Origin of the sequence: Microbacterium invictum (genome assembly GCF_034421375.1) — a bacterium.
Lineage (GTDB): Bacteria > Actinomycetota > Actinomycetes > Actinomycetales > Microbacteriaceae > Microbacterium > Microbacterium invictum_A.
Map to the genome: position 1 here is coordinate 645184 of NZ_CP139779.1, position 26460 is coordinate 671643.

24 protein-coding genes and 2 tRNA genes are annotated in these 26460 nt (G+C 69.3%); 14 read left to right on the plus strand and 12 right to left on the minus strand.

The annotated features are described in order from the left end of the window. Nucleotides 1-66 precede the first annotated feature (66 nt). Complete coding sequence (locus T9R20_RS03115) at nt 67-1074, plus strand: LacI family DNA-binding transcriptional regulator (protein WP_322411104.1); 1008 nt, start codon at nt 67-69, stop codon at nt 1072-1074. A gap of 5 nt (nt 1075-1079) precedes the next feature. On the opposite strand, the gene galE is transcribed toward T9R20_RS03115, so the two are convergent. Continuing rightward, nucleotides 1080-2060: a UDP-glucose 4-epimerase GalE gene (gene galE, locus T9R20_RS03120; RefSeq protein WP_322411105.1), complete on the minus strand. Its 981-nt coding sequence runs from the start codon at nt 2058-2060 to the stop codon at nt 1080-1082. 269 nt (nt 2061-2329) lie between these two features. On the opposite strand from galE, the gene T9R20_RS03125 reads away from it, so the two are divergent. Further along, on the plus strand, nt 2330-5077 hold the full coding sequence (locus T9R20_RS03125) for an alpha/beta hydrolase-fold protein (protein ID WP_322411106.1): 2748 nt from the start codon (nt 2330-2332) through the stop codon (nt 5075-5077). 45 nt (nt 5078-5122) lie between these two features. Here the strand turns inward: T9R20_RS03125 and T9R20_RS03130 are convergent, their stop codons facing one another. Next, nucleotides 5123-5677, minus strand: coding sequence for a LacI family DNA-binding transcriptional regulator (locus tag T9R20_RS03130; RefSeq protein WP_322411107.1), 555 nt, complete (start codon nt 5675-5677; stop codon nt 5123-5125). A 93-nt stretch (nt 5678-5770) separates the two neighbouring features. Next, entirely contained in the window at nt 5771-7411 is a 1641-nt protein-coding gene (gene pgm, locus T9R20_RS03135) for a phosphoglucomutase (alpha-D-glucose-1,6-bisphosphate-dependent) (RefSeq protein WP_322411108.1), read from the minus strand. Nucleotides 7412-7480: 69 nt separating this feature from the next. On the opposite strand from pgm, the gene pheA reads away from it, so the two are divergent. Together pheA and T9R20_RS03145 are read left to right on the plus strand one after the other, a co-directional pair. Then, on the plus strand, nt 7481-8455 hold the full coding sequence (gene pheA / locus T9R20_RS03140; RefSeq protein WP_322411109.1) for a prephenate dehydratase: 975 nt from the start codon (nt 7481-7483) through the stop codon (nt 8453-8455). Nucleotides 8456-8513: 58 nt separating this feature from the next. Further along, nucleotides 8514-9755, plus strand: a complete 1242-nt coding sequence (locus T9R20_RS03145) for a low temperature requirement protein A (RefSeq protein ID WP_322411110.1) — start codon at nt 8514-8516, stop codon at nt 9753-9755. Here T9R20_RS03145 and T9R20_RS03150 read toward each other — a convergent pair. Then, nucleotides 9734-10216: a MarR family transcriptional regulator gene (locus tag T9R20_RS03150; protein ID WP_322411111.1), complete on the minus strand. Its 483-nt coding sequence runs from the start codon at nt 10214-10216 to the stop codon at nt 9734-9736. The two genes, T9R20_RS03145 and T9R20_RS03150, sit on opposite strands and share 22 nt — an antisense overlap. A gap of 80 nt (nt 10217-10296) precedes the next feature. On the opposite strand from T9R20_RS03150, the gene T9R20_RS03155 reads away from it, so the two are divergent. Then, on the plus strand, nt 10297-12477 hold the full coding sequence (locus tag T9R20_RS03155) for an MMPL family transporter (protein WP_322411112.1): 2181 nt from the start codon (nt 10297-10299) through the stop codon (nt 12475-12477). A gap of 253 nt (nt 12478-12730) precedes the next feature. Here the strand turns inward: T9R20_RS03155 and T9R20_RS03160 are convergent, their stop codons facing one another. From T9R20_RS03160 to T9R20_RS03180, 5 genes are all read right to left on the minus strand, one after another. Then, entirely contained in the window at nt 12731-13822 is a 1092-nt protein-coding gene (locus tag T9R20_RS03160; protein WP_322411113.1) for an LLM class flavin-dependent oxidoreductase, read from the minus strand. Between the two features lie 17 nt (nt 13823-13839). Further along, entirely contained in the window at nt 13840-14514 is a 675-nt protein-coding gene (locus T9R20_RS03165; protein WP_322411114.1) for an NADPH-dependent F420 reductase, read from the minus strand. Nucleotides 14515-14623: 109 nt separating this feature from the next. Next, nucleotides 14624-15976, minus strand: coding sequence for a deoxyribodipyrimidine photo-lyase (locus T9R20_RS03170; RefSeq protein WP_322411115.1), 1353 nt, complete (start codon nt 15974-15976; stop codon nt 14624-14626). A gap of 40 nt (nt 15977-16016) precedes the next feature. Continuing rightward, entirely contained in the window at nt 16017-16871 is an 855-nt protein-coding gene (locus T9R20_RS03175; RefSeq protein WP_322411116.1) for an alpha/beta hydrolase fold domain-containing protein, read from the minus strand. Between the two features lie 33 nt (nt 16872-16904). Then, complete coding sequence (locus T9R20_RS03180; RefSeq protein ID WP_322411117.1) at nt 16905-18278, minus strand: diacylglycerol/lipid kinase family protein; 1374 nt, start codon at nt 18276-18278, stop codon at nt 16905-16907. Between the two features lie 44 nt (nt 18279-18322). Here T9R20_RS03180 and serS point away from each other — a divergent pair, with 44 nt between their 5' ends. The 5 genes from serS (at nt 18323) to T9R20_RS03205 (ending at nt 22188) form a co-directional block, all read left to right on the plus strand. After that, nucleotides 18323-19597: a serine--tRNA ligase gene (gene serS / locus T9R20_RS03185; protein ID WP_322411118.1), complete on the plus strand. Its 1275-nt coding sequence runs from the start codon at nt 18323-18325 to the stop codon at nt 19595-19597. Beyond that, nucleotides 19594-20514 carry an HAD hydrolase family protein gene (locus T9R20_RS03190; RefSeq protein ID WP_322411119.1) on the plus strand — a complete coding sequence of 307 codons (921 nt, stop codon included), beginning with the start codon at nt 19594-19596 and terminating at the stop codon, nt 20512-20514. Before serS ends, T9R20_RS03190 begins: the two co-directional genes overlap by 4 nt. A 116-nt stretch (nt 20515-20630) precedes the next feature. Continuing rightward, a tRNA-Ser gene (locus T9R20_RS03195) sits at nt 20631-20715 on the plus strand. Nucleotides 20716-20737: 22 nt separating this feature from the next. Next, nucleotides 20738-22027 (plus strand): LCP family protein, encoded by a 1290-nt coding sequence (locus T9R20_RS03200; RefSeq protein ID WP_322411120.1) that lies wholly within the window; start codon nt 20738-20740, stop codon nt 22025-22027. A 72-nt stretch (nt 22028-22099) separates the two neighbouring features. Next, a tRNA-Ser gene (locus T9R20_RS03205) sits at nt 22100-22188 on the plus strand. A gap of 40 nt (nt 22189-22228) precedes the next feature. Here the strand turns inward: T9R20_RS03205 and T9R20_RS03210 are convergent. The 3 genes from T9R20_RS03210 to T9R20_RS03220 form a co-directional block, all read right to left on the minus strand. Then, nucleotides 22229-23158, minus strand: coding sequence for a tyrosine-type recombinase/integrase (locus T9R20_RS03210; RefSeq protein ID WP_322411121.1), 930 nt, complete (start codon nt 23156-23158; stop codon nt 22229-22231). A gap of 197 nt (nt 23159-23355) precedes the next feature. Beyond that, entirely contained in the window at nt 23356-23613 is a 258-nt protein-coding gene (locus tag T9R20_RS03215; RefSeq protein WP_071044067.1) for a helix-turn-helix transcriptional regulator, read from the minus strand. Continuing rightward, complete coding sequence (locus T9R20_RS03220; RefSeq protein WP_322411122.1) at nt 23606-24208, minus strand: hypothetical protein; 603 nt, start codon at nt 24206-24208, stop codon at nt 23606-23608. Before T9R20_RS03220 ends, T9R20_RS03215 begins: the two co-directional genes overlap by 8 nt. A 114-nt stretch (nt 24209-24322) precedes the next feature. On the opposite strand from T9R20_RS03220, the gene T9R20_RS03225 reads away from it, so the two are divergent. The 4 genes from T9R20_RS03225 to T9R20_RS03240 all read left to right on the plus strand — a co-directional run bounded on the left by T9R20_RS03225 (nt 24323) and on the right by T9R20_RS03240 (nt 26429). Continuing rightward, a complete protein-coding gene (locus T9R20_RS03225) occupies nt 24323-24589 on the plus strand; it encodes a glutaredoxin domain-containing protein (protein WP_322411123.1) in 267 nt (88 codons plus the stop codon). Between the two features lie 3 nt (nt 24590-24592). After that, on the plus strand, nt 24593-25651 hold the full coding sequence (locus T9R20_RS03230) for a hypothetical protein (protein ID WP_322411124.1): 1059 nt from the start codon (nt 24593-24595) through the stop codon (nt 25649-25651). Then, nucleotides 25648-25929 (plus strand): hypothetical protein, encoded by a 282-nt coding sequence (locus tag T9R20_RS03235; RefSeq protein ID WP_322411125.1) that lies wholly within the window; start codon nt 25648-25650, stop codon nt 25927-25929. Before T9R20_RS03230 ends, T9R20_RS03235 begins: the two co-directional genes overlap by 4 nt. Before the next feature lie 281 nt (nt 25930-26210). Continuing rightward, on the plus strand, nt 26211-26429 hold the full coding sequence (locus T9R20_RS03240) for a hypothetical protein (RefSeq protein ID WP_322411126.1): 219 nt from the start codon (nt 26211-26213) through the stop codon (nt 26427-26429). Nucleotides 26430-26460 lie beyond the last annotated feature (31 nt).

The following is a 26460-nucleotide window of genomic DNA, read 5'->3' on the forward strand; positions in this document are numbered from 1 at the left end:
TAGCCCGAGGGTCATGATAACGTCAACATGTTCCGAGTTGCCGGAGTTGTGTCGGTGGGAGTGGGCATGCGTCGAGTGTCGATGGCCGATGTCGCCGCAGCGGCCGGGGTATCGGGTCAGACCGTCTCCCGGGTGGTGAATGCCAGCCCGCGGGTCGATCCGGCCACTCGGTCACGGGTCGAGGAGGCCATGGCGCGGCTCGGCTACCGTCCGCACCGGGCCGCGCGGGCCCTGCGCACCGGCCGCACTCAGACGGTCGGCCTCGTCGTGGCCACCCTCGACACCGTCGGGAACTCCCGCATGCTGCAGGCTGTGGCGGCCGCCGCCGCCGGGCGCGGCTACGGCCTGGCCGTCGCCACGGTGGCCGGACCGGAGTCAGCCGACGACGCCTTCGCGCGACTCGCCGATCAGGGGGTCGACGGCGCCGTCGTGCTCAACGAGGCGACGCCGTTCGCCGCGGCGGTTCCTGCCGCCGCAGGCTTCCGCCTCGTCCTCGTCGACGCGCCCATCGTTCCGCGACCGAGCGGAGGCGAGTCGTGGGGAGTGCACGTCGTCCAGACCGACCACGCGGCGGGCGCCTACGACGCCACCGCCCACCTTCTCTCCCTCGGTCATCGTCGTATCGCGCACATCGCCGGACCGTCTGACTCGTTCGCCGCCAGGGAGCGGGAGCGGGGATGGCGACGGGCCCTCGCCGAGGCCGCGCTGCAGCCGGGCGCGCCGGTGCGCGGCGACTGGAGCGCAGCATCCGGTCATGCCGCCGCCGGCAGCATCGGCGATGCCACCGCCGTCGTCGTCGCGAATGACCAGATGGCGCTCGGCGCCCTGCGGGCCCTGGCCGAGGCCGGTCAGGAGGTGCCGCGCGATGTCAGCGTGGTCGGCTTCGACGACATCGCCGATGCTGCGCAGTACCGTCCTCCGCTGACGACCGTTCGTCAGGACTTCGACGCCCTCGGCGCGCGTGCCGTCGCCGTCCTCATCGACGACGTGGAGTCGACGGCTTTCACCGCACCGGTGGTCGAGACCCTCACTCCGACGCTCGTCGTCCGAGCCAGCACCGCGCCTCCGCGCTGACGGAGTCAGCCGGCGGCGGCGCGCCGCGCCTCCCACCCCGTGCGGACCATCTCGTCGACGTCGTACCGCATCTTCCAGTCCAGGTCGCGCGCGGCGAGCTCTCCGGTCGCGACGATCCGGTCGGGGTCGCCGGGGCGGCGAGCGCCGATCTCGGGCGTGAAGTCGATCCCGGTGACCCGGGCCATGGCGTCCATGATCTGACGCACCGACAGCCCGTCGCCCGAGCCCAGGTTGTAGGCGGCCTCGACCGGGTCGCCGGCGGCCAGCCGCTGCGCGGCCACCGCGTGTGCCGCGGCGATGTCTGCCACGTGGACGTAATCGCGGACGTTCGTCCCGTCCGGGGTGTCGTAGTCGTCGCCGTTGATGCGCGGTGTGCGTCCTTCGATCAGTGCCTCGAACACGAGCGGGAAGAGGTTGTGCGGCGAGGTGTCGTAGACCGAGCGGTCGCCCGAACCCACGACGTTGAAGTAGCGCAGCGAGGTGTGGCGCAGCGGCGCGACTGTGTCGGCCGTCGCGACCGCCTGGTCGCGGATCAGCCACTCGCCGATGAGCTTCGACTCCCCGTACGGACTCGCCGGACGCTTCGGAAGATCCTCGGTCACGAGAGGCACGTCGGGGGTGCCGTACACCGCTGCGGAGGATGAGAACACCAGGTTCGCCACGCCGGCAGCCTCCATGGCCTCGAGGACGATGCGAGTGCCCTCGACGTTCTGGGCATAGGTGTGAAGGGGACGCGACACCGAGACGCCCGCATACTTGAAGCCCGCGACATGGATGACGCCGGTCACGTCGTGCTCACGGAGCGTCTGCTCCACGAGCGCGCGATCGAGAATGCTCCCGCGCACGAACGGCACCCCGTCCGGGACGAATCCGCGGTGACCGCTCGAGAGGTCGTCGATGACGACGGGGGGCAGCCCCGCGGCATCCAGAGCTCGGACGATGTGCGCACCGATGTAGCCGGCCCCGCCGGTGACAAGCCAAGACATGGCTCCATCCTGCCGTACGCGTCCCCGAGCGCCGTCTGTATGTTTTCGGTCCGCGGACAGAAAAACTTACAACGTTGCACACTCTTCTTGACTTCGTCGAAGAGGCCGCACAGCATGGTCCGCGGATGGGATTTACGACGTTGTAAACGACGCTCCGGCGCCCCTTCGGCGTGATTTCCGTCTCTCCTCCGTCCCCCTCTCCGCCGCCGAATGTGGGCACTGCAGGCGGTGGATCGGTTGGTCGGGCTCACTGAATGAGAGAGAGATCGATGAAGATGACAACGACGGAGCGGCAGGGTCGCCGCTCCTCTTGGGTGAGGCGGGTTCTCACCTTCGTCGCTGCTACGGCGGTCGCCGTGGCAGCCGTGGGGGTGGCCCAGCCAGCCACCGCCGCCAGCGAATGGGTGGTGTCGCAGGATGATGGGTATCTGCGTATCTCGGTTCCGAATGCCGCCGTCGAAGAGGCCATCGGGCCGGTGTCGCAGGTTGTGGTCGAGGGCAACTTCGGTCCGTCGCACAACTGGGCTCAGATCGGTCTGACGCGCAGCGGTCAGAACTGGACGGCCACCTACGGGCCTTTCGATCCGGGGCTGTACTACTACCAGATCACCGGTGACGACAGCAAAGTCTTCAAGGACCCCACTAACCCCACGAGCGTGGGCTCGGAGCCGGAGTGGAGCACGTTCTTCATCCCTGGTGAGTCGGCCGCACTTCTCGAGGACGCGGCGGAGCCCGCGGGCACCGTCGAGACGCTGACCTACGAATCCGCCGTTGCCGGCGAAGAGCGTCAGGCCCTCGTGTGGGTGCCGCCGACCTACAAGCCCACGGGGAAGAAGTTCCCTGTTCTCTATCTCCAGCACGGCGGGGGGCAGAGCTTCGGCGACTGGGTCGAGGTGGGTCGAGCGGAGCAGATCCTCGACAACCTGTGGCTGCAGGGAAACCTCGCGGACATGCTCGTCGTGATGGGCAACGGCAACGTGCCGGACTTCTCAACAGAGCTGCTGGAGAACCTCGTTCCCGCCGTCCAGGACACCTACAACGTCGCCCCGAATCGCAAGAATCGAGCCCTCGCGGGACTGTCGATGGGTGGCGGGCAGGCGTTCGAGGTGTTCCGCGACCACCCGGGCCAGTTCGCGAGCATCGCGACATTCGGGGCCGGGCGGTTCGGTGACCTCAGCGACATCCCCGTCCGTCAGATGAACAACCGCACCGATCTGTTCCGGGTGTACGTCGGAAACAAGACCGACATCGCCTACAACGACGTCTACGACTCCCTCCGGGCGTTCGATGCCGCCGGTCTCGAGTACCAGTTCGACGGCGTCAACCCTGACGCGGGTCACAACTGGAACGCGTGGCAGGAGAACCTGATCGACTTCGCACCACGCCTCTTCACGCACCAGGCATCCGACCCTGGGATGAGTGACCGGCACACCGCGTTGACCGAGCGTTTCGAGCCACCGGCACCGGGGACCACGCCGACGCCGTTCATCGACGACGACGGTTTCGTCACCTTCGAGACCACGACCGAATTCGCCGACGCCGAGTACGTGTCGGTCTGGGCGAACTGGTCCCCCGGCGGCAGCTGGCTGCGTGTGGAGATGCAGAAGGTCGGCGACCGGTGGCGTGCCACCGTCGGACCGCTGGACGAGAAGTTCTACCACTACCGGCTCATCGTCGATCGTCAGTCTGTCAAGGACAGCTCCAATCCGACCAGCGTCGCGTCCGAGCCGGCGTGGAGCACCTTCCTCATCGAGGGTGAAGGATCACGTCTTCTCTCCGACGTGCCGGAGGGCGAGGGCGGCGATCTGGAGGTCATGACCTACCAGAGCGCGGTCGCCGGGCAGGAGCGCAACGCCTACGTGTGGACGCCCCCGGGGTACGACGCGGAGCGGCCGGTGCCGTACCCGTTGTTCGTCCTGAACCACGGCGGCGGTCAGAGCTGGACGGACTGGGTCGAAGTCGGGCGTGCGCGCCAGATCCTCGACAACCTGCACCGTGACGGCTCGCTGCAGGACATGGTGGTGGTGATGCCCAACGGCAACGTCTCGAACTATCCGGCAGAGCTCCGTGAGAACGTCGTCCCGGCGGCGGAGGAGCAGTACAACATCAGCCGGAACCCCGACAAGCGGGCGCTGGCGGGCCTTTCCGCCGGTGGAGCGCGAACGGTGTCGGTGCTGAAGGGCTACCCTGGCGAATTCGCCTGGATCGGAACATTCGCTGCCGGCTTCGGCGGTACGAACGGCGTCGATCCCGCGGCGATCAACGAGGGGACAGAGCTCTACCGCATCTACACGGGCGACATCACGGACTTCACCTACGGGTCGGTGATCAACTCGCTGCCGGTGCTCGACGAGCTCGGGATCGAGTACGAGTTCGACGGCGTCACCGTCGGCCCGCACGGATGGGACGTGTGGCAGAAGAATCTGATCGACTTCGCGCCGCGCCTGTTCCAGAGCCTTCCCGCCGACACGACGCGACCCGAAGTCGCTCTCGTGTCGCCCGAGACGGCCGGTCCGTTCCGCGACGTCGCGCTCCGTGTCGACGCCACGGATGTCGGAGGTCTCCAGCGCATCGTCGCCAACGTCTATCAAGGGGGCACCCTCGTGCAGAGCACGCAGGTCGCCCTCGACGGGGCCGAGGCCGGGACGCACGAGGCGACGCTGCAGCTCCCATCGGGTGACTACACCGTGAAGTACAACGCGCAGGATCTCGCGGGGAACATCTCGCCGACCGGTTCGTTCGACTTCTCTGTCGACGTCACCGTACCGGAGGCGACGGTCAAACCCGAGTCGGTCGCGACCGGCGATACCTACGACACCGTCAGCTACAAGCTGTACGACGCGGTGGGTATCGACCGGGTCGAGATCAACGGTGTCGTCAAGGACCTGACGAACAACACCTGGTCGGACGTCAACGGAATCGCTCCCGGCGTCTTCGGGGCAGTTCAGGGTGAGAACACGATGGTCGTGTACGACGTGCTGGGCAACAGCACCGCGTACACCTTCATCCTCAACTGATCACAAGCGACTGCGCCCTCTCGCCCCGGCGGGAGGGCGCAGCGCTCAGTCCGCGGGCAGATTGCGGATGACCCGGATGGCGCGGGCCGCGGCATCCGGGTCGTCGGTGCCGTCGGGGGCGAACGTGACGACCCGGGTGCCCATGGCCTGCAGCGCGGCGATCTCGGCGAGAGCCTCGCCCTCCGACCCCGCAACGCCCTCGCCGAGGATCAGCCCCTGCGGTCGCTGGCCGCGGAGGGTCTGCAGGATCTTCCGCTCCCGCTCGGGGTCGCCGCCGGTCTCGGCCACGGTGAGAATCAGCCCCGCCGCCTCGGTCTCGTGCACGAGTGCCCGGGTCAGGGCGCCGAACCGGTCGTCGGTCATGTCGGTGACGACGAAGGCCGTGATGGCGGAGGCCCCGCGGGCGATCGCCTGCGCCGCGACGTTGGCGGTGTAGCCGAGTTTCGTCGCCGCCGCCTCCACGCGGACGCGATAACTGTCGGCGACCTTGCGGTTCGACCCGTTCAGAACGCGCGATGCAGTCGCCAACGACACGCCCGCCTCGCGGGCTACGTCGTGGAGAGTGGGTGCACCTCGGGTAAGCGCGACGCTCTCGGTCACAGGCTCAGTGTATGCCCCGCGGAGTCGACGCGGGCGGATGAATTCGGTACGATCCGCCCGCGCGGCGGCCGCGGCGCGAGCCGGTCGCTGCGGTCAGCCGCCGAGGGCCGCCGAGACGACCGCCCTCGCCTCCTCCTGCACCTGCCGCAGGTGCTCCTCGCCGCGCAGCGACTCGGCATACAGCTTGTAGACGTCCTCGGTGCCGGAGGGGCGGGCGGCGAACCATGCGTCGGCCGTCTGCACCTTCAGCCCGCCGATCGGCGCGTCGTTCCCGGGTGCGTGCGAGAGCTTCGCGGTGATCGGGTCGCCGGCGAGCTCGGTGGCCGTGACCGCGTCGGGCGACAGCTTCGCCAGCTTCGCCTTCTGCTCGGGGGTGGCCGGGGCGTCGACGCGCTGGTAGGCGGATGACCCGAACTCGGCCTCGAGCTCGCCGTAGCGCTCCGACGGGGTCTTGCCGGTGACGGCGACGATCTCCGCTGCAAGGAGACACAGCAGGATGCCGTCCTTGTCGGTGGTCCAGACCGTCCCGTCCTTGCGGAGGAACGAGGCGCCGGCGGATTCCTCACCGCCGAAGGCGACCGACCCGTCGAGGAGCCCGGGGACGAACCACTTGAAACCCACCGGCACCTCGTAGAGCCTGCGACCGAGGCCCTCGACGACCCGGTCGATGATCATCGACGACACCAGGGTCTTCCCGACCGCGGCGTCGCCCGGCCAGTTCTCGCGGTGCGAGAACAGGTAGTCGATCGCGACCGCGAGGTAGTGGTTCGGGTTCATGAGTCCCGCGTCGGGGGTGACGATGCCGTGCCGGTCGGCATCGGCATCGTTGCCGGTGAGGATGTCGTAATCGTGGCGCTTGGCCACGAGCGAGGCCATCGCCGAGGGTGACGAGGGGTCCATGCGGATCTTCTCGTCCCAGTCGAGCGTCATGAACCGCCACGTCGGGTCGACGTCGGGGTTCACGACCGTCAGGTCGAGCTCGTACATCTCGGCGATGCGCGCCCAGTACTCCACCGAGGCGCCGCCGAGCGGGTCGGCGCCGATGCGCACGCCGGCCGACCGGATGACGTCGATGTCGATGATGGTGGCGAGGTCGCGGACGTACGCCTCACGGAAGTCGTAGCTGCCGAGGGTGTCGGCGTCGATGTCGCTGTACTTCGTGCGGGCGACGCCCTCGAGCCCGGCGGCGATGAGCTCGTTCGCGCGGTTCGCGATCCACCCGGTGGCGTCGGTGTCGGCTGGCCCGCCGTGCGGGGGGTTGTACTTGAACCCGCCGTCGGCGGGAGGGTTGTGGCTCGGGGTCACGACGATGCCGTCCGCTCGGCCCGGGTCGTCCGCGCTCCTGCCCCGGTTGTACGTCAGGATCGCGTGGCTGAGCGCCGGGGTGGGCACCCATGAGTCGCGGGAGTCGACGCGGACGTCGACGCCCGCCGCGACGAGCACCTCGATCGCGCTGCGCTCGGCGGGGAGGGACAGGCCGTGCGTGTCGCGCCCGAGGAACAGGGGGCCCTCGATGCCCGCCGTCCGGCGGTAGTCGACGATCGCCTGCGTGGTGGCGAGGATGTGGTCTTCGTTGAAGCTGGTGTTCAGCGACGACCCGCGATGACCGCTCGTGCCGAACGCCACGCGCTGAGCGGGGATCGAGGCGTCGGGTTTCCGGTCGTAGTAGGCAGAGATGAGGGCGTCGATGTCGATGAGGTCGGAGGCCTCGGCGGGCTGTCCTGCGCGCGTCATGACCCCAGTCTGCCCCGAGCGGGCCACCCGCCGCACGGGTTGACACATCCGGTGGCTAGGCTGAACGCCGTGACTTCCGACGCCGCCGGGCCCGAGGCATCCGTTCCCCCCCGACGGACCTACAGCTTCCTCGGCCCGGCCGGAACCTTCACCGAAGCCGCACTCGCCCAGGTTCCCGAGGCGCGCGGGCAGATCTGGCGGCCCGTGCACAACGTGGGCGAGGCGCTTGCGGACGTCATCGACGGCCGCGCGCACGCGGCGATGATCGCGATCGAGAACTCCGTCGACGGAGGTGTGTCCACCGCCCAGGACGCGCTGGCCACGGTCCCGGGGCTGCGGATCATCGGCGAGTACCTGGTGCCGGTCGACTTCGTGCTCGTCGGGCGCCCCGGCGCACAGCTCGACGACGTCTCTCTCGTCGCGGCGCACCCCGTCGCCTACGCGCAGTGCCTGCAGTGGCTGACGCGGACCCTTCCCGCGCACGCGCACATCCCGGCATCCAGCAACGTCGCCAGCGCCCTCGGGCTCCTCGACGGCACGAGCGACGCCGATGCCGCGATCGCCCCGCCGGGAATCCTCGAGCACCACGACCTGGAGCTGCTGGCCGAGAAGATCGGCGACAACCTCAACGCGGTGACCCGCTTCGTGCTGGTCGGCAAGACCGTCGCGCCGCCCGAACCCACGGGCGCCGACAAGACCTCGCTCATCGTCGAACTGCCCGACGACCGCCCGGGGGCGCTGCTGGAGATGCTCGAGCAGTTCGCCACCCGGGGGATCAACCTGTCGCTTCTGGCCTCGCGCCCGATCGGCGACGAGCTCGGCCGGTACCGGTTCGTCATCGACGCCGACGGCCACGTCCACGACGAGCGGATGGCCGACGCGCTCCTGGGCCTTCGCCGGTTCAGCCCGAAGGTGATCTTCCTCGGGTCGTACCCGCGTGCAGACCGCGCGGTGGTGCGCTACCCCGACCGCTACTCCGACGATGTCTTCGTCGAGGCGCGCGACTGGCTGCGAGGTCTGCTCAGCGGCGAGCCGGAGGGCTGATCGTCCGAGGGGTGGCCTTGGTGTTCCTCGACGGCGGCCGCGGTCCTACACTGACCTCGTGAGCCACCCCGACCCCCCGGCTCCGGCCGGCCGCACCGGGCGGGTGCGTCTGCCGCGGCCTATGACCAGCGGCGAGGACAGCCGGGTCACGACGTTCGAGCTGTTCTTCGACCTCGTCTACGTCTTCGCCTTCACGCAGGTCTCGCGGCTCATGGCCGAGACGCACAGCGCCGCGGGGATCGCGCAGGCCCTCGTCATCCTGGCCCTGCTCTGGTGGACGTGGGTGGGGTACGCGTGGCTTGCGAACCGGCTGCCGGCGGACCAGCCGTTCCTGCGGACCGGCATGACGGTGGCGATGATCGGAGTCTTCATCTGCGCCCTCACGATCCCCGAGGCGTTCGACGACTTCGACGGCGGGCTCTACGGCCCGATGGTGTTCGCCGTCGCCTACGGCGTCGTGCGCCTGGTGCATCTCATCCTCTTCTTCGTCACTGCGACCGATGATCCGGAGCTGCGGCGGCAGCTGACGGTGTGGAGCGTGTCGTCGGTGCTCCCCGCCTGCGCCGCACTCATCGTCGGGGCGGCGATCGGCGGCGAGGTGCAGGTGTGGATCTGGGCGCTGGCCATCGTGTTCGAGGGCCTGGGCACCCGGGCGCTGTCACCCGGCGGTGGCGGATGGCGCATCCACTCGGTCGCCCACTGGTCGGAGCGTCACGGTCTCATCGTCATCCTCGCGCTCGGCGAATCGATCGTGGCGATCGGCGTCGGCGTGGCCCGCGAGCCGATCAGCGTGCCGATCCTCCTCGGCACCGCGACCTCGATCGTGATCTCGGTGCTGCTGTGGTGGTCGTACTTCCGCCGGCTCGCCAGGGTGGGCGAGCACACCCTCGCCCGGCTGTCCGGCGGGCCGCTCGTCAAGCTCGCCCGCGACGCCTACTCGTACGTCCACTTCCTGATCGTCGCGGGGATCGTGCTGGCGGCCCTGGGCATCGAGGATGCGATGGCCCACATCACCGACCCCGAACCCCTGGGATGGTTCGGTGCGGCGGCCCTCGGGTCGGGCATCGCCCTGTTCGCTGCGGGGACGATCTGGTTCGCCGTGCTCGTCGGCGAACGGCGGCCGTACTTCCGGGGCCTGGAGGCGATCGTGGCCACCGTGTCCATCCCGCTCCTTGCGGTTCTCCCGCCGGCGGCGGCGTTGACGGCGGCGGTCGTCCTCATGGGCCTGGTCGCGGGCGCGGAGGGCTGGGTGCACCTGCGGGCCGATCGCCGCGAAGCTCAGTCGTCGACGGCGGCGTGAGCCCGATAGGTCGCGATCACCCGTGACAGGTAGCGGGCGATGACCTCCTGCTCCTCCGGTGTGAACTCATCGAGTTCGCGGTCCACGTCGTGGATCATCGGCATCAGCATGCCGAGGGCCCGAGCGCGGGATGCGGGTGTGGGGACGACCATGACGCCGCGGCGATCGGTGGGGTGCGGCTCGCGCGTGACGTGACCCAGGGCGACCAGCCGGTCGACGGCCGTCGTCGTCGAGGCGGTCGAGATGCCCAGGCGCTTGGCCAGCTCGCTGGGCGCGAGCGGTCCGGCCATGAGCAGATGCTCCATCGCCTCGAGATCGGTCGGATTCACGGTGAGCTCGCGTCGCATCCGCTCTTCGAACAGCTCGGTGACGTCGAGTACCTCGCGCAGCAGGGTCGTGGGCGCGCGGAACGCGGGTGGGCCGGGAGGTGCCGGCACCGACGGGACATCCGCTGCGTGCACCGCACCAGTATAACTGCGCTAGTCTTCCTCATATCTAGGTTTTCTAATTAAATCCTTCTCATCGACACAGGAGACGACCGATGACCGGGTACGTGCGCTTCATCACCGCAGCCAAGACCTCGTGGATCGTGCTGGTCCTGGCCGCGGCGGCGGCCGCCGCCCTCTTCACGTTCGGCAGCGGAAGCGAGTCCGACAACGCCCCCGCCGTGGGGCTGCCCGACTCCGCGGAGTCGGTCCAGGTCGACGAACTGCTCGACGAGTTCCCGAGCGCCGACACGACCTCGGCGTTCCTGGTGTTCGAGGCCGAGGGCGACGAGCTGAGCGCCGAGGCGCTCGAGGCCATCAACGGCAAGGTCTTCGGCGACCTCGTGGAGTTCACCCCCGACGGGTTCGTCCCCCCGGCGCAGGTGTCCGATGACGGTCGCGTCGCGCTGGTCATCGTGCCGCTCGATCCCGAGACCGGCATCGAGGCCCAGTCCGAGCGTGCGCAGGAGATCCGGGATGTCGCCTCCGCCGACCTCGGCGACGACGTGCGCGTCTTCCTCACCGGTCCCGAGGGGTTCGAGGTCGACCTGTCGGCGGTGTTCGCCGGGGCCGACATCACGCTGCTGCTGACGACGGTGATCGTCGTCGCGATCCTGCTCCTCATCACCTACCGGAGCCCCTGGCTGTGGCTCGTGCCGCTCACGGTCATCGGCGTCGCCGACGCCCTCGCGGGCATCGTGGCGCGAAACGTCGCCGCCGCCGTCGGCGTCGAACTCGACCCCTCGATCACCGGCATCCTCTCGGTCCTCGTCTTCGGCGCCGGGACCAACTACGCCCTCCTCCTCATCGCGCGCTACCGCGACGAGCTGCGACTGCACGAAGACCGCCGCGAGGCCATGCGGCGGGCCGTGCGCGGCGCCGGGCCGGCGATCATCGCCAGCGGCTCGACCGTCGCCCTCGCCCTGGCCACGCTGCTCTTCGCCGAGCTGGCGGGCAACCGTGCCCTCGGGCTCGCCTGCGCGGTGGGGATCGTCGTCGCGATGATCTTCGCGCTCGCCGTGCTGCCGGCCGCGCTCGTGCTGTTCGGCCGGGGCCTGTTCTGGCCGTACGTCCCGCGGTTCGGCTCGCGCGACGCCATCCCGCGAAGCCCGTGGGGCAAGCTCGGCCGTGCGGTCTCGCGCCGCCCCGCGATCGTCGCGCTGAGCGGATTCGTCGTCCTGGCCGCGCTCGCGTCGGGCGTGTTCTTCGTGCAGACCGGTCTGTCGCAGAATGACCGGTTCCTCGACAAGCCCGAAGCCGTCGTCGGTCAGGAGATCATCGCCGACGCGTTCTCGGCCGGGGCGACCTCGCCCGCGACGGTCGTCGTGGGACGGGATGACGCCGACGCGGCCGTCGCAGAGCTCGAGACCATCGACGGGGTCGACGCCGCCGTCGTCGCCGAGGAGACCGACGATCTCGTCCGCATCGACGTCACGCTCGACGCGAGCCCCGAAACGCCCGAGGCCTATGACGCGATCACCGCCATGCGCGCCGCGCTCGACGACGTCGGCGCGGGCGACGGACTTGTCGGCGGGCTCGACGCGCGCTCGCTGGACGTCGCGGACGCCCAGGCGCGCGACCAGGCGCTGGTGATCCCGCTCATCCTCGTGCTCGTCTTCATCGTCCTGGTCGTGCTGCTGCGCGCCCTCGTCGCTCCGCTCCTGCTCCTCGTCGCCGTGGTCGTCAGCTTCTTCTCGGCCGTGGGGGCGAGCTGGTGGCTGTTCCAGACGCCGCTGTTCGGCTTCCCCGCGATCGACACGAATGTGCTGCTGTTCAGCTTCCTCTTCCTCGTCGCCCTGGGCGTGGACTACAGCATCTTCCTCGTCACGCGGGCCAAGGAAGAGGCGGACCGACTCGGCATCACCCAGGGGATGATCCGCGCGCTGGCCGCGACCGGTGCCGTCATCACCAGCGCCGGCATCCTGCTCGCGGCCGTGTTCGCCGTGCTCGGCGTGCTGCCGCTCATCACCCTCACGCAGATCGGCATCATCGTCTGCATCGGTGTGCTCATCGACACCCTGCTCGTGCGGACGGTGATCGTGCCGGCGCTGACGTTCCTGCTGCGCGACCGGGTCTGGTGGCCGCGGCGCCCGAAGCTCACCGACGCCGACGCGGCCGCGCAGGGCGCGGACGCATTCGCCGACCCGCTGGAGGTGGAGCGCCGCCGCGCAGCGGCCGCCGCTGACGCGGTGGGGACGGGCGATGCGTCGAAGGAGCCTGTCGCGGCGGACCGCTGACACCTCGAGCGCCGAGGCTCGTCGCGCTCGCGCGCGGCGCCCTCCCGGGCCCGACACGGCCTCGGGGATCCGCGCAGCCTCGGCCCACATCCCCCCGGATGGGCCGAGGTTGTGCCGATCTCCGAGGCTGCGTCGAAGCCGGCGCCCGAGCCTCCGGTCGTTGAGCGAGCGAAGCGAGTCGAAACGCTCGGAGCGTTTCGTCTCGTCGCTGCGCTCCTCGCTCAACGACCGCCCGGTGACCGCGGCGGTACGCTCAGCCGGCGAGCGCGGGCGCCGCGGCCGCGGGCACCGCTCCAGCGCGGGACTCCAGGGCCTCCGCGAGGAGGGTGAGCGACTGGGTGCGGCCCGCCGCGGCATCCTTCTGCTCTGAAGCGAAGGCACCCGCGATCGGCGAGACCATGACCTCGTCGACACCCGCGCGGGCGGCCAGGTCTTCCAGGCCCGCCGCCACGTCGTCTCCGGTGCCGACGAACCAGGTCGCGCGGGCCGCGGCCATGATCTCGTCGGCCATCGGGGCGAGAGGGCCCGCGCTCTGCGCGTCCTCGACGGTCTCGAGCGGGGTGAGGGGCTGGTTGGTGCGCAGGCGCACCATCATCCGCAGCTGCGGCAACGCGCGCGCCTCGGCCTCCTCGGCCGTGGGCGCCGCCACGATGTTGGCGGTGACGAACGAGCGCGGCGTCGGATGCGCCTCGGACGGCCGGTACTGATCGCGGTACAGCTGCATGGCCCGGTCGAGGCCGGCGCCCGAGAAGTGGTTCGCGAAGACGTAGGGAAGCCCCAGCGAAGCCGCCAGCTGGGCCGAGTAGTCACTCGACCCGAGCAGCCAGACCTCGGGGGCGTTCTGCGCCGCCGGAGTCGCCCGCACCTCGTAGGTGGTCCCGGAGGTGAGCCGGATCGCCGCGCCGTCGGGCGAGGTGAGCGCGAGGATGTCGCCGATGTGGTCGGGGAAGCGCTCGACATCGCTCGTGGTCCCCGACATCCGCAGCAGCTGCGTGATGACGGGGTCGCTGCCCGGGGCGCGCCCGATCCCCAGGTCGATACGTCCCGGGGCGATCGCCTCGAGGGCGGCGAACTGCTCGGCGACCACGAGCGGGGAGTGATTGGGGAGCATCACCCCGCCGGACCCGACGCGGATCCGCGAGGTGCGCGCCGCGGCCGCCGCGATCAGCACCGGGGGCGCGGTCGAGGCGACGGCGGGCATGTTGTGGTGCTCGGCGAACCAGTAGCGCCGGTAGCCGAGACGCTCGGCGGTCTCGACGAGAGAGAGGGATGCCGCGACGGCCTCCGCGCTGGTCTGGCCGGCGCGCACCGGCACGAGGTCGAGGACCGACAGGGTGATGCTCATGCGGAAGGGTGCTCCGATCAGGGAAGGCGGTTCGCGCGGGCGAGGTTCTCGCGCATCTCGTCCGCGGTCTGGCGCTGGCCGTACCCGGGGCGGTCGCGCTCGAGACGCCACGACTCGCTGAGCGGGCCGGCGCTGACGGTGTCGAAGCCGAGCTCGTCGTAGAGGCGCGTCATCGTCTCGATGGCCTCGGGGAAGTCACTCGCCGTACCGAGCGCGCGGCGGTTCGGCGTTCCTGCGGGTGAACCGTCGGTGGTGATCTGGGCCGACAGGATGTTGTTGAACGCCTTGACGACCTTGGACGTCGGGAGGTGGTCCTGGAGGAGCTGGGAGGTCGTGGTCTCGCCGCGGTCGAGGGCCTCAATGTGGCCGTCGCGCTCGAAGTAGTAGTTGTTGGTGTCGAGGACGATCTTGCCGGCGAGGGGCTCGACGGGAATCGCGCCGATCGCCTTCAGCGGCACGGTCACGACGGCGATGTCTGCGGCCTCGGCGGCCTCCTGGGCGGTGGCGGCGCGGAGCTTCGGGCCCACCTCGGCGACGAGGTCGGTGAGGGTCTCAGGGCCGCGGGAGTTCGCGATGACGACGTCGTATCCGACTCCGGTGAAGGCACGTGCGAGCTGGCTGCCGATGTGTCCGGCGCCGATGATTCCGATGGTGGTCATGTGTGTGGCCAACGGACGGACCCCGTTGGACATTCCCGCCGTGCGGGTGTCCCGAACTCCTGCAGGAGGGGCCAACAGGCGCCGGCGCGACCCCGATCACCGTCGCTTCGGTCGGTTTTGCAGGAGTACGGGGCACGCGTCGTCAGCGCGGAGCGCGCTTGACCTCCTCGTAGGCCTCCAGCGCGGCCTTGCGCGACTCCTTCAGGTCGACGATCGGCTCGGGGGCGTCGCCGGAGACGTGCTCGGGCGCCCAGGTGCGGATGTATTCGCGTTTCGGGTCGAACTTCTCGGCCTGCAGCTCGGGGTTGAACACCCGGAAGTAGGGCGCTGCGTCCGCTCCCGACCCCGCGACCCACTGCCAGCTGAACGGGTTGTTCGCGGCATCCGCATCGACCAGGCAGTCCCAGAACCATTCCTCGCCCCGGCGCCAGTCGATGAGGAGGTTCTTGATGAGGAACGACGCCGTCACCATCCGCACGCGATTGTGCATCCAGCCCGACACCCACAGCTCCTTCATTCCGGCATCGACCATCGCCACGCCGGTCTCGCCCTTCTGCCACGCCTCCAGGTGCGTCGGATTCAGCCGCGGCCAGGGGAAGGCGTCGAACTCGCGGCGGAGGTTCACCGTCGCCAGGTCGGGGTTGTGGAACAGGGTGTGCCAGGCGAACTCACGCCAGCCGAGCTCGGAGAGGAAGCGACGCGGGTTGCCCTCGTCGACCGCCGCAGTCCAGACCTGATACGGGCTGAGCTCACCCCAGCGCAGGCGGGGCGAGAGCATCGACGTCGACCCGGACGCCGGTTCGTCCCGGCTGCGGTCGTAGCCGCCGAGGTCGTCGGCGATGAACTCCTTCAGCCGGCGCTTTGCGGCCGCCTCTCCCGGCGTCCACCGCTCCCGCAGGCCGCCGGCCCAGTCGGGTGAGGTGGGCAGCAGCTCCCAGTCATCGAGGTCGTCGGAGTCGACGCGTCCCGAGAACCCCGCCACCTCGCGCGGTTCGGGCAGCGGCGCCCGCGGCGACGGGAGCGACAGGCAGGCACGCCAGAACGGGCTGTAGACCGAGAACGGCTTCCCCGCCCCGGTCTTCACCGTCCACGGCTCGAACAGCAGCGACGCGGCGAACGACTCCACCGTCACCCCGTCCTCCCGCAGGCTCGCCTTCAGGCCTGCGTCGATGTCGCGCTCGGGTCGGCTGTAGCGCCGGTTCCAGAACACCGCGCCCGCGCCGGTGTCGGCCACGAACGCCGGAAGGACATCGGATGCCGCGCCGCGGCGCAGCACGAGGGTCGCCCCCTTCGCGGCGAGGTCCTCGCCGAGCGAGGTCAGCGAGTGATGCAGCCACCACTTCGCCGCCCCGCCGAGCGGGCGCATGCCGGGGGAGTCCTCGTCGAGGAGGTACAGCCCGACGACGGGCTCGTCGCGGTCGAGCGCTGCGCGCAGCGCGGGGTTGTCGGCGAGGCGGAGGTCGTCGCGGAACCAGACGATCGAGGGCGCAGCCATGCACCCATCCTCGCGCGATGAAGCGTGCCCGAGGGCGAACTCAGCTCGACGACCGGCCGGAGGACGCGTCGCGGATCCAGGCGCCCGCCCGCGCCATCGCCTCGCCGGCCTCGGGGAACACTCCCACCCAGATCGGCCAGACGTGCTGCATCCCGTCGCCCACGACGAGGTCGCCACGCACCGAACGGGTGACGAGTCGACGGGCGTCGTCGAGGAGGATCTCGTCGCTCCCGGCGAAGGCGAGCAACGGCGGGAGGCTATCCGTCGCCGCCAAGGCCGGCGAGATCCGCGGGTCGTGCCGGTCGTGCGTCCCCGCGTACCAGCCGCCCATCTCCAGGAGGCTGTCGCGGGTGCATTCGATGTCGACGGCGGCGTTCTCGGCCATCGTGTCTCCGGAGCAGGTGAGGTCGCCCCAGGGCGAGAAGAGGACGAGACCATCAGCCCCCTCCGCGGATCCGACCGCGGCGGCCAGGCCTCCCCCCGAGGAGTCCCCCGCGACGAATCTCGGCAGGTCGGTGGGGAGGGCCCGGAAGGCTGCCGTGGCATCGTCGAAGGCGGCGGGGAAGGGATGCTCGGGCGCCAGGCGATAGGACGCCACCCACACCTCGGCCTGCGCGGAACGCGCAAGGTGGCCCGCCGTCTTCCGGCGCGACGCCGGAGACCCGAGCATGTAGCCGCCGCCGAAGAGATAGAGGATGCGGGCGCCGATCTCGCCGTCGGTCGGACGGACCTGCAGTCCGAGCGGCTGCGACGAATATGTGACGCCGCTCGGTTCGGCCGTGGCATCCTCGGCGTGCTCTCCCGCGGCCCGGCGCTCCGCGATGGGAAGGGAGACCTGCTGAGGTGCCGCGGCCATCTGCGCCCAGAAGGCGACCGCTTCGGGTGATGCTGCCATGCGCGACACGGTAGCCCCGCGGGGCGGACTTCGCTAGAGACCCTCCACCTTGTGCCCGCGGGGGAGTGCGATGAGCAGCGAACCGGGCTCGAGGCGCACGCGCACCTGTTGCGCCTCGCCGAATTCGTCGCCGTCGAGCTGCACGGGGTGGGGCTCCGAGGTCGCGAGGTCGACCCCGAGTCCGCGCGAGTACCGCACCGCGTTGTCCTTCGTCCGCAGCGCCATCACGCGGCGGCCGCTGCGGAACCGGCGCAGGAAGCTGTTGTCCCACGCCACGCGGCGCCACACGAAGATCCAGCCGAGAAGACCCTTGGGCTGGATGAACACGATGTCGAGGTTGCCGTCGGCGACCGACGCCTCGGGGATCAGCTCGAGCCCCGCCGGGAGCGACCCGCAGTTCGCGAACAGCACGCTCTGCACACGTGCGGCGTGGATGCGCCGCTGCGGCAACTGGTACATGAGCCGGAACGGCTTGGCGGCGGGCAGCGACCGGGCCACGCCGTCGACGTAGGCCACCCAGCCGACCTGCTTCTTCAGCTTGGGGTTGGTGTTGGCGATCATCGCCGCGTCGAGGCCCATGCCGCCCATGACGACGAACGCGTGCTCGTCGACGGTCCCGTCCGGGCGCCGGAGGCTGGCGAAGCCGACATCCATCCCCAGCGAATCCCCGTCGAAGGTGGCTCGGATCATCGCGTCGGGATCGTCGAGGGGGAGGAGGAGGTTGCGGGCGAGAAGGTTGCCAGTGCCGCTCGGCACGATCGTCAGGGGAACCCCGCTGCCGGTCATCGCCTCGGCCACGGCGCGGACGGTGCCATCGCCGCCGGCCACGAGCACGGCGTTCACCCCTTCCTTCAGCGCCTGCCGGGTGACGTCGTCGCCGAGGTCGTCGACCGTCGTCTCGTAGAAGAGTGGCTCCGACCAGCCGGCCTCCTTCGCGGTCCGCTCGACGCGCGCGCGCAGATCGTCGGCGTCGACCTTGGTCGGGTTGTAGACCAGGGCGGCCTTCGGTGTCGGACGGCCCTCGGTGTCGACCATCGGCTCGGGCTCGCCCGCGGCCGAGACTCGGCGGGCTTCGCCCGTCTCACCGTCTGCGGTATCGGGCTCGACATCGTCGGGCTCGCGGATGACGTTGTCGGGCGCGGCGGCTGCGGTGGGGTCGGGGGTGGCCTCGTCCACGTCCGACGAGGAAGGGGCGTCCTGCGCGGCCCTATCCCCGCCCATCTCGTCGTCGTCCAGGAGGTCGCCGTCCACCGCCTCGCCCTGCTCGACCTCTTCGACCGGCTCGGCGAGACCCTTGTCATCGTCGAGGTCGGCCTCGTCGGGCCCATCGGCGTAGATCGCGTCGGACGGGTGCGGCGGGTCGACGCGGTCGGGCGCCTCGTCGTTGTCGTTCTGTCCCCCTGGCATGCACTCAGACTAGGACCCGGAAGCCCCGCGATTAGACTCGTCCCGTGATCGATCCCGTGCTTCTCCGTGACAATCCCGAGCTGGTCAAGCGCTCGCAGGAGGCACGGGGCGAGTCGGCGGACACCGTCGACGCCGCCCTCGACGCCGACCGCGCCCGCCGCGCCGCCATCACCGCCTTCGAAGAGCTGCGTGCAGCGCAGAACGCCCACGGCAAGCGGGTGGCGCAAGCCCCGAAGGACGAGAAGGCCGCGCTCGTGGCCGAGGCGAAAGCACTCAGCGAGCGGGTGAAGGCGGCGCAGCACGCGGTCACCGCCGCCGAAGAGGCCGCCGACGCCGCCTTCGCACGGATCGAGAACATCGTGATCGACGGGGTGCCTGCCGGCGGCGAAGAGGACTTCGTGACCCTCCGCACGCACGGCGAGACCCCGACGTTCGACTTCGAGCCGCGCGACCACCTCGAGCTCGGCGAGCTCCTCGGGGCGATCGACATGGAGCGCGGCACGAAGGTGTCGGGGAGCCGGTTCTACTTCCTCACCGGCATCGGCGCACGGCTGGAGCTCGCGCTGATGACCCTCGCCCTCGACCGGGCGCTGCAGGCCGGGTTCACGCCCCTCGTGCCCCCGACCCTCGTGCGCCCCGAGGTGATGCGCGGCACCGGGTTCCTCGGTCAGCACGCCGACGAGGTCTACCACCTCGAGGAGGACGACCTCTACCTCGTGGGCACCAGTGAGGTCCCCCTCGCGGGCTATCACATGGACGAGATCCTCGATCTCTCCCGCGGCGCCAAGCGCTACGCCGGATGGTCGACCTGCTATCGCCGCGAGGCCGGCTCCTATGGCAAGGACACCCGCGGCATCATCCGGGTCCACCAGTTCAACAAGCTGGAGATGTTCGTCTACACCACCGTCGACGAGGCCGAGGCCGAGCACCAGCGCCTCGCCGACATGCAGGAGGGCATGCTGCAGGACCTCGGCCTGTCGTACCGGGTGATCGACGTCGCCGCCGGCGACCTCGGCTCGAGCGCCGCGCGCAAGTACGACATCGAGGCGTGGGTGCCCACCCAGAACGCCTACCGCGAGCTGACCTCGACCTCCAACTGCACCACCTATCAGGCGCGGCGCCTGAACATCCGGCACCGCCTGTCGCCGGACGAGGGGGGGAAGACGCAGTTCGTCGCGACCCTCAACGGCACGCTCGCGACGACCCGGTGGATCGTGGCGATGCTCGAGACCCACCAGCGCGCCGACGGCTCGGTGGTCGTTCCCGAGGTGCTCCGCCCCTACCTGGGTGGTCTCGAGGTCATCGAGCCGGTCTCATGACCGCCGATTCCGCCGATTCCAGCCTCCCCGACACGGGCGAGATCGAGCGCACCGACCAGGAGGACGCTGCCGAGCTCATCGAGGATCTCGCGACGGGATCCGAGAGACCGGATGCCGCGGGGGAGCGGCTTCTCATCGTGCTCGACATCGACGGCACCGTACTGCTGGAGGACGAGACGCTGAGCCCTGGGGTCGTCGAAGCCGTCGCCCACGCCGGGTCCGCCGGCCACGAGGTGATGCTCGCCACCGGACGCAGCTGGGAGTCCACCCGCGGCATCCTCCGCGTCCTCGACATCGCCCCCGAGTACGTGGTCTGCTCCAACGGCGCGATGGTGATGAAGCGCGTCGAGGCCGACGAGGTGCGCTACGAGCGCTGGCACACCGAGACCTTCGACGCCACCGAGGTGCTGCGGCTCCTGCGGGAGCACCTCCCCGATGCGCGGTACATGGTCGAGCTGCCCGACGGCAGCCGGCTGTACACCGAGTACCTCGACGATTGGAACCTCGTCGAGGCTCGCCGCGTGTCGTTCGACGAGCTCGTCGAGCAGCCGGTCTGCCGCGTGGTGGTGGTCTCGCCCGGAGACAGCGAGGACGATTTCATCGAGCTCGTCGAGCGAGTCGGGCTGAACGAGGTTTCGTACGCCGTCGGATGGACGGCGTGGCTGGATGTCGCGCCCCAGGGCGTCGACAAGGGCACCGCTCTGGAGCTCGTGCGGAAGGAGCTCGGCATCGACCCGTCCCGCGTGCTGGTCATCGGCGACGGACGCAACGACGTCGGCATGTTCGAGTGGGCCCTTCAGCACGGCGGCCGTGCGGTCGCCATGGAGCAGGGTCCCGACGAGGTGCGCGCCGCCGCCGGCGAGGTCACGAGCACCGTGCAGGCGGGCGGTGTGGCCGCCATCCTCCGCGCCCTGTAGGGGAGGGACCGCGCGCCTTTCAGGGCTCTGCCAGGCGGTATGGGAAAAATGAGGGGTTGGCGCTGTCGACTAGACTCGACGCCGATTCGAACGGATGCCGCAGGGCATGTGTTTCGGGAGGGTTGTCCGAGCGGCCGATGGAGCTGGTCTTGAAAACCAGTGGGCAGAGATGTCCCGTGGGTTCGAATCCCACACCCTCCGCTTCCTACCCGTGAGGACCCGAGTGAGTCAGACGAGCAGAACCGGTGCGCGTGGGCGCAAGACGGTCGCCCGGCATGGGCGGCTGCGGTCGCCGCATCCGTTCGCGTCGCTGATGAAGATGCTCGGCATCGTCGTCGCGGTGGTGCTCGTCTCGGGTCTGGGCATCGGGGCGTACGCGTATTACGACCTGACCACGAGCTTCGCGTCGGAAGCGGTCGAGCTGGAGGGTCAGAGCTCGGTGCCGCCCGATATCGGGGCCATCGAGGGTGGCGTGAACCTGCTGCTCGTCGGCACCGACGAGTGCGAGCCCGAGTACGCCCAGTACTTCGGAGCGCGATGCACGGGCGCGGACGCCTCGGGTCAGCTCAACGACGTCAACATGCTCCTGCACATCTCCGACAACCCGCGGCGGGTGACGGTCATCTCCTTCCCGCGAGACCTGATGGTCGAGATCCCATCCTGCACGCGCGAGGACGGGACCGAGACGGGTGGGTCCAGCTACGAGCAGATCAACGCGGCGTACAGCTACGGCGGCTTGAACTGCGTGGTCAAGACCGTCTCGCAGTTGAGCGGGCTGAACATCCCCTTCGCCGCCAAGGTCAGTTTCGGCAACGTCATCAACATCACCGATGCGATCGGCGGCGTCGATGTGTGCATCGGCAACGGCGGCATGCGCGATCGGAACACCGGCATCGACTGGGAGGCCGGGGAGCGCAACATCCAGGGCCTGGAGGCGCTCCAGTTCCTCCGCACCCGGTACGGGCTGGAGAACGGCAGCGACCTTGCGCGCATCAGCAACCAGCAGCAGTACATGTCCTCGCTCGCGCGCAAGCTCGTCAGCGAGGAGGTGCTGACGAATCCGTCGACGCTTCTGCGTCTCGCGACGACCGTCGTCGACAACGTGACCCCCTCGCAGAGCCTCACCAACCCGGTGACGCTCGTGCAGATCGCCCGGGCCGTGCAGGGTGTGCCGTTCGATGAGATGGTCTTCGTGCGGTATCCGGTCTTCGACGACCCCTCCGACCCGAACCGTGTCGTGCCGGACGAGGCGGCCGCTGACCAGCTCTGGGCGGCCCTCGAGGCGAACCAGCCGCTGCAGCTGACCAGCGACCCCAACACCAGCGGTGGCGTCATCACGGCCGACCCCGCTCCCACGGAGGCGCCGGTCGAACCGGTCGAGCCGACCGAGGGGGCGGCGCCGACCGACACGGCATCGCCCGCGCCGACGGAGACCGCGGCCGTGCTGCCGGAGTCGATTCAGGGTCAGACCGCCGCGCAGGAGACCTGCTCGGCCGGAAACCTCTCCGGCTGAGCCGTCGTTTCGGTGTCGCGCGCGGCACCCGTTATGATGGCTGAGCGCGTCCGGGTTTCTGCTCGGATGCCTGGAGACGTCGCATAGTCAGGCCTAGTGCACCACCCTGCTAAGGTGGAGTCCCCTCACGGGGACCGAGGGTTCAAATCCCTCCGTCTCCGCCGAAAAACCCCCGGTAAACCGGGGGTTTTCGCGTTTGGCTCAGAAGATCATGTTGCTCGTGGACGGCCCCAGATTTGGGTCCGGGGTCCCCCAGGGGTCCCCCGCCGAAATCTGACCCTCTGCGCGGGCCAATCTCTCAGCGTGATCGCGCCGCTGATCCTCGCCCAGAACGTGTGCGTAGACGGCGAGAACGGTGCGCGCCTCGTCGCCCAGGTACTCGGCCACTTCGTTCACCGGTGTGCCCAGGCGCAGCCAGGTCGACGCGGCGTAATGGCGCAGGTTGTGTCGCTCGAAGCCGAGCGGAAACTTTCGCACGACGCCGACGCTGAGCTGCTCGCCCAGCTTGTTGGTGAACAGGTAGTCGTCGGGGTGCTTGCGCGCCGCGTACTTCTCGAAGATCTCGTGCGCTCGCGGTGAGAGCGGGAGCGTTCGCTTGCCTCGCCACGACTTGGGGTTCTTCTCGTCGTAGCGGTCCGAGTGGGATCGATCGACGATGAGCTGCGGAAACGGCAGCCGGGATATCGAGTTGACACGTATCGCGCGCGCTTCACCCCATCGGATGCCCGTGAGGGACATGAACTCGAACACGTCCGCGATGTCGGGACGCTTGTCTCGGACGGCTTCGATCGCCGCGGCCAGACGCGCAGGAGTGGGTACGTCCTTCGGGCTGATCGCGCGCTGGGTCGTCGTGCTGAGTTCGGGGATCTTCCTCATCGTCCGGACCGGGTGTGCCTGGTGCAACAGACCGAGCTCTGCCGCATACGTGAAGAGTGCGCTAAGAGTTGTCCTCTCGCGCGCGACGGTGGACGGGGCCTTCCTCTGAAGTTGCGTGATGAGGTGCCCGCGAATGTCCTCCGAGTGAATCGTTGCCAGCGAGCGCTTGAGCAGTGCCTGGGGAAGGGCAGCGATGTTGTGTCGATCGGTGTCGACCGTGTGAGGGTTCCCGCTCGCGCGCGCCTCGAGGAACATCTCGACGAGGTTCCCGAGAGTGAAGGTCCGTCTCGGAGGAAGTGGCTTCCCGGTCTCGATCCGATGCTTCTGGTCTCGTTCCCACGCCTCCGCTTCGCGCCGAGTGTCAAACGCGCGGGTGGCGATGAGCTCACGACCTGACTTCACGCGCGCCTTGTAAGAGGTGCGCCCATCGGCAGTCTTGCGGACTTCGATGCTCACGGCTCGATGCCGGCGAGTCTGTGGATGTCAATGCGGCGGTAGACGCGTCGGTGCTCGGTGAGGGGGATCGGCTCGACCGGTGCCTTGCCGGCGAGCGCGAGACTGCGAAGTGTGGTGCGGTGGATGCCGAGTCGATCGGCTGCCTCGGCCTCGGAGTAGAAGAAGCACTCGAGGTGCTCCTCGTGCTCGACGGGCTCCGCGTGCTCAGCGGTGTCGGTGGTGTCTTCGATCTGGGTCTGGAAGTACTCAAGCACCTGCAGGGCGGCCGGCGTTGTAGTTCATGCCATCGAGGCGGCCCGCCTTGCGTGCGTCGATGATCCACTGTGACGCGGTGCGGTGGGGGATGCCCAGTTCGTGCTGGATCCGCTTTGCCGGCGGCAGGCCCGCGAGAGCAGCGCTGCCGTAGAGCAGTTCGACGACCTCCATACGCAACGCGCCGCCGCCGCGCTTCGTGACCTCCGCCGCGACGAGCGGGGGCAGGATGCGCCCTTCGGCTGTCGTCAACTCGTCCACCGACAGCCAGCCCGCCTTGGGGTCGCCCTCATCCTCGAGGGTGAGGAAGATGCAGCGCACGGCTGCGGCCTGGACGATGGCCTGCATCCCGACCTTCGCGACGGTGGGGTAGTTCACCTCGACGTCGTCACGGATGGCGGTGTTCGTCACGCCCTTGATGACGTAGCGCCCTTCGTTCGGGACGTAGTGAACGGTGACCGAGGTCTGGACGCCGAGTTCGGCATCCACCGTCGTTGCGACGAACGCGGGCGCAATGCGCAGTGCGGACCCGACCGGCTGCGTGGCTGTACGCCACGTGACTTCGTTGCCCTCGAGTGTCTTCACGTCGACCTTCACCTCCCTAGTTTGTCTAACCGCACGGCGCTTTCGCACTTGATACTTGTGCAGGGTAGCAGAAAGTGCTTCACTCGGGAATACCTGTTGGAACTTACACATATGGAGGATCAAGTCATGATCCGAGTGGTCGTCTATTCCAGTGGCGATGCGTGCATGCAGTGCCGCATGACGGAACGGCTGATGGAAGCTGCAGGCCTCGTGTTCGAGCGCATTGATCTCTCGGACCCCGCGAATGCGAGGCATCTTGCCCACGTTCTGCGTGACCTCGGCTACTCAAGCGCTCCCGTTGTCGAAGTGGCAGGCGGCACACACTGGGCCGGCTTCCGCCCTGATTGCATCGGCGAGCTCGTCTCACGACTCGATGTGGCTCGCGAGCGCTGACATATGTCGGACAACAGCCGCGGGGACGCCGGTAACTCGCTCCGCCTCAGCGCCGAGGAGCGCCGCGAACGGGACCGTGAGCGCCGCCGCCGCTACCGCGAGACCCACGCCGACGAAGTGCGAGAGCGCAACCGCCGGTGGAAGGCGGAGCATCCCGAGAAGATCAAGGAGTACCGCGATCGCTTCCGGGCGAATCACATCGAGCGGATCCGCAAGGAGAATCGCGAGCGCGAGCGAGCCCGAGCGGCGAAGGCTCGGAGGGCCGCTACTGCAGCTGAGCGTCGACGTGTGAAGGGACGGGAGCGATACGCGGCCGATCCCGAGACCCATCGCGACTACCAGCGCGAGCGCCGGCGGGCGCAGCGTGCCGCTGACCCCGAGGGCTACCGCGAAGCGAAGAAGCAGCGCAACAAGCGCTGGCGCGACTCGCATAAGGACGAACAGAACGCAAAGCTGCGCGCGAAGCACCGGGACAATCCCGAGATCAAGCGCGCCGCTGCGGAGCGCTACTACGCCGAGCACGGCGACGAGGTCCGCGAGCGCCGGCGCTCGTACTACTGGGCGAACCGTGAGAAGCAGCTCGAGAAGCAGCGCCTGTGGCGTGCGCGAGAGAGGCGCCGCCGCGAGCTGGGATTGCCACCCAGACGCCTGCACCGCGTGACCGCGAGCGAGCGTGCTGCGAACGCATCCGCCGGCGACGAGTTCTTCACGCGGTCGCGCACGCCCGAAGAGTTGAAGGCGATCCGCCGCGAGCCGAAGACCTCCGCCCGCGAGCTCGCCCGGTGGCACCGATCGAGCACCCGGGCTCGCCTCGCAGCCGGCATCGACGGTGACACAGATGCCATCCGACCCGTGACGGCGAGCCGACGCCGCGAGAGCGAACGCGAAGCGGCAGCGCGTCGCAAGCGAGAGGCGGATGCCGCGGAAGCGGCGCGCATGGACGCCATCGCCCGCGAGATCAACGATCAACTGCGGCACGAGCCCCGGCGTTCGCCGACGACACGACGCAGACCAGTGCTACGTGCCACACCGCCATCGACATCTGGAGGACTATCGCTATGAACACCCAGTCGAAGGGAGCCGCCGTGCTCGACCGATCGGAAGTTGAGTCCGCGCTCGCACGAGTCGCGGTGGCCGCTTTCACGTACTACCCGGAGAAGGGAGTCGAGGAGCCTGGCTACGTCGTGGAAGAAGACGTCGAGTGGGCGATGGAGCCGCTCCGAGCGCTGGACGACCGAACGCGTGGGGAGTGGTGGCAGCGATTCACCGCCGCGATCGCCGACCCAGCGGCCGACCGTCGAGCCTTCGTTGCGGAGCTGATGGCGCTCGCAGGGGAGTGAGCGGGCAACCCTCCGAAGCTCGAGAGGATAGCAGTCGGTGCCGGCTGCGCACCGGGCTTTCGCGAAGCATGCTCACTCGCTGCGCTCGCTCCGCTACTTCACGGTCCCGGTACTCCACCAGCCCCGACCGCTTGATTCGCCATTGTCGGAGGGATGGTGACGAATGGGGTTGAGGGTGAGATGCCTTCGAGACGGGCCAGACGCTGAACTTGGCGGGCGCCGATGTCGGGGGTCGGCGTCACACTGACCCCGAGGGGGGCAGAGGCCCCGTTGGAGATCCCATGAGCGATCAGGCAGCGATCATGCTGGCGCTGGGAGTGATGTGCTTCTGCAGTGCGGCGTTCGCGGTCATGCTTCCGGGGCTCGCGCTCTCGGTCGGACGCGGCAGGCTCGCTGCAGCCATTCGAATCTCAGCCGTGATGGCGGCGTTGGTGGCGGTCACGCTGGTAGTCGCGGCGGTGCTGGGGGCTTCGCCCACTGCATACTCGATCGTGAGCTGAACGGCGGTCGCGCTTCCGCGGATGTTGGCCT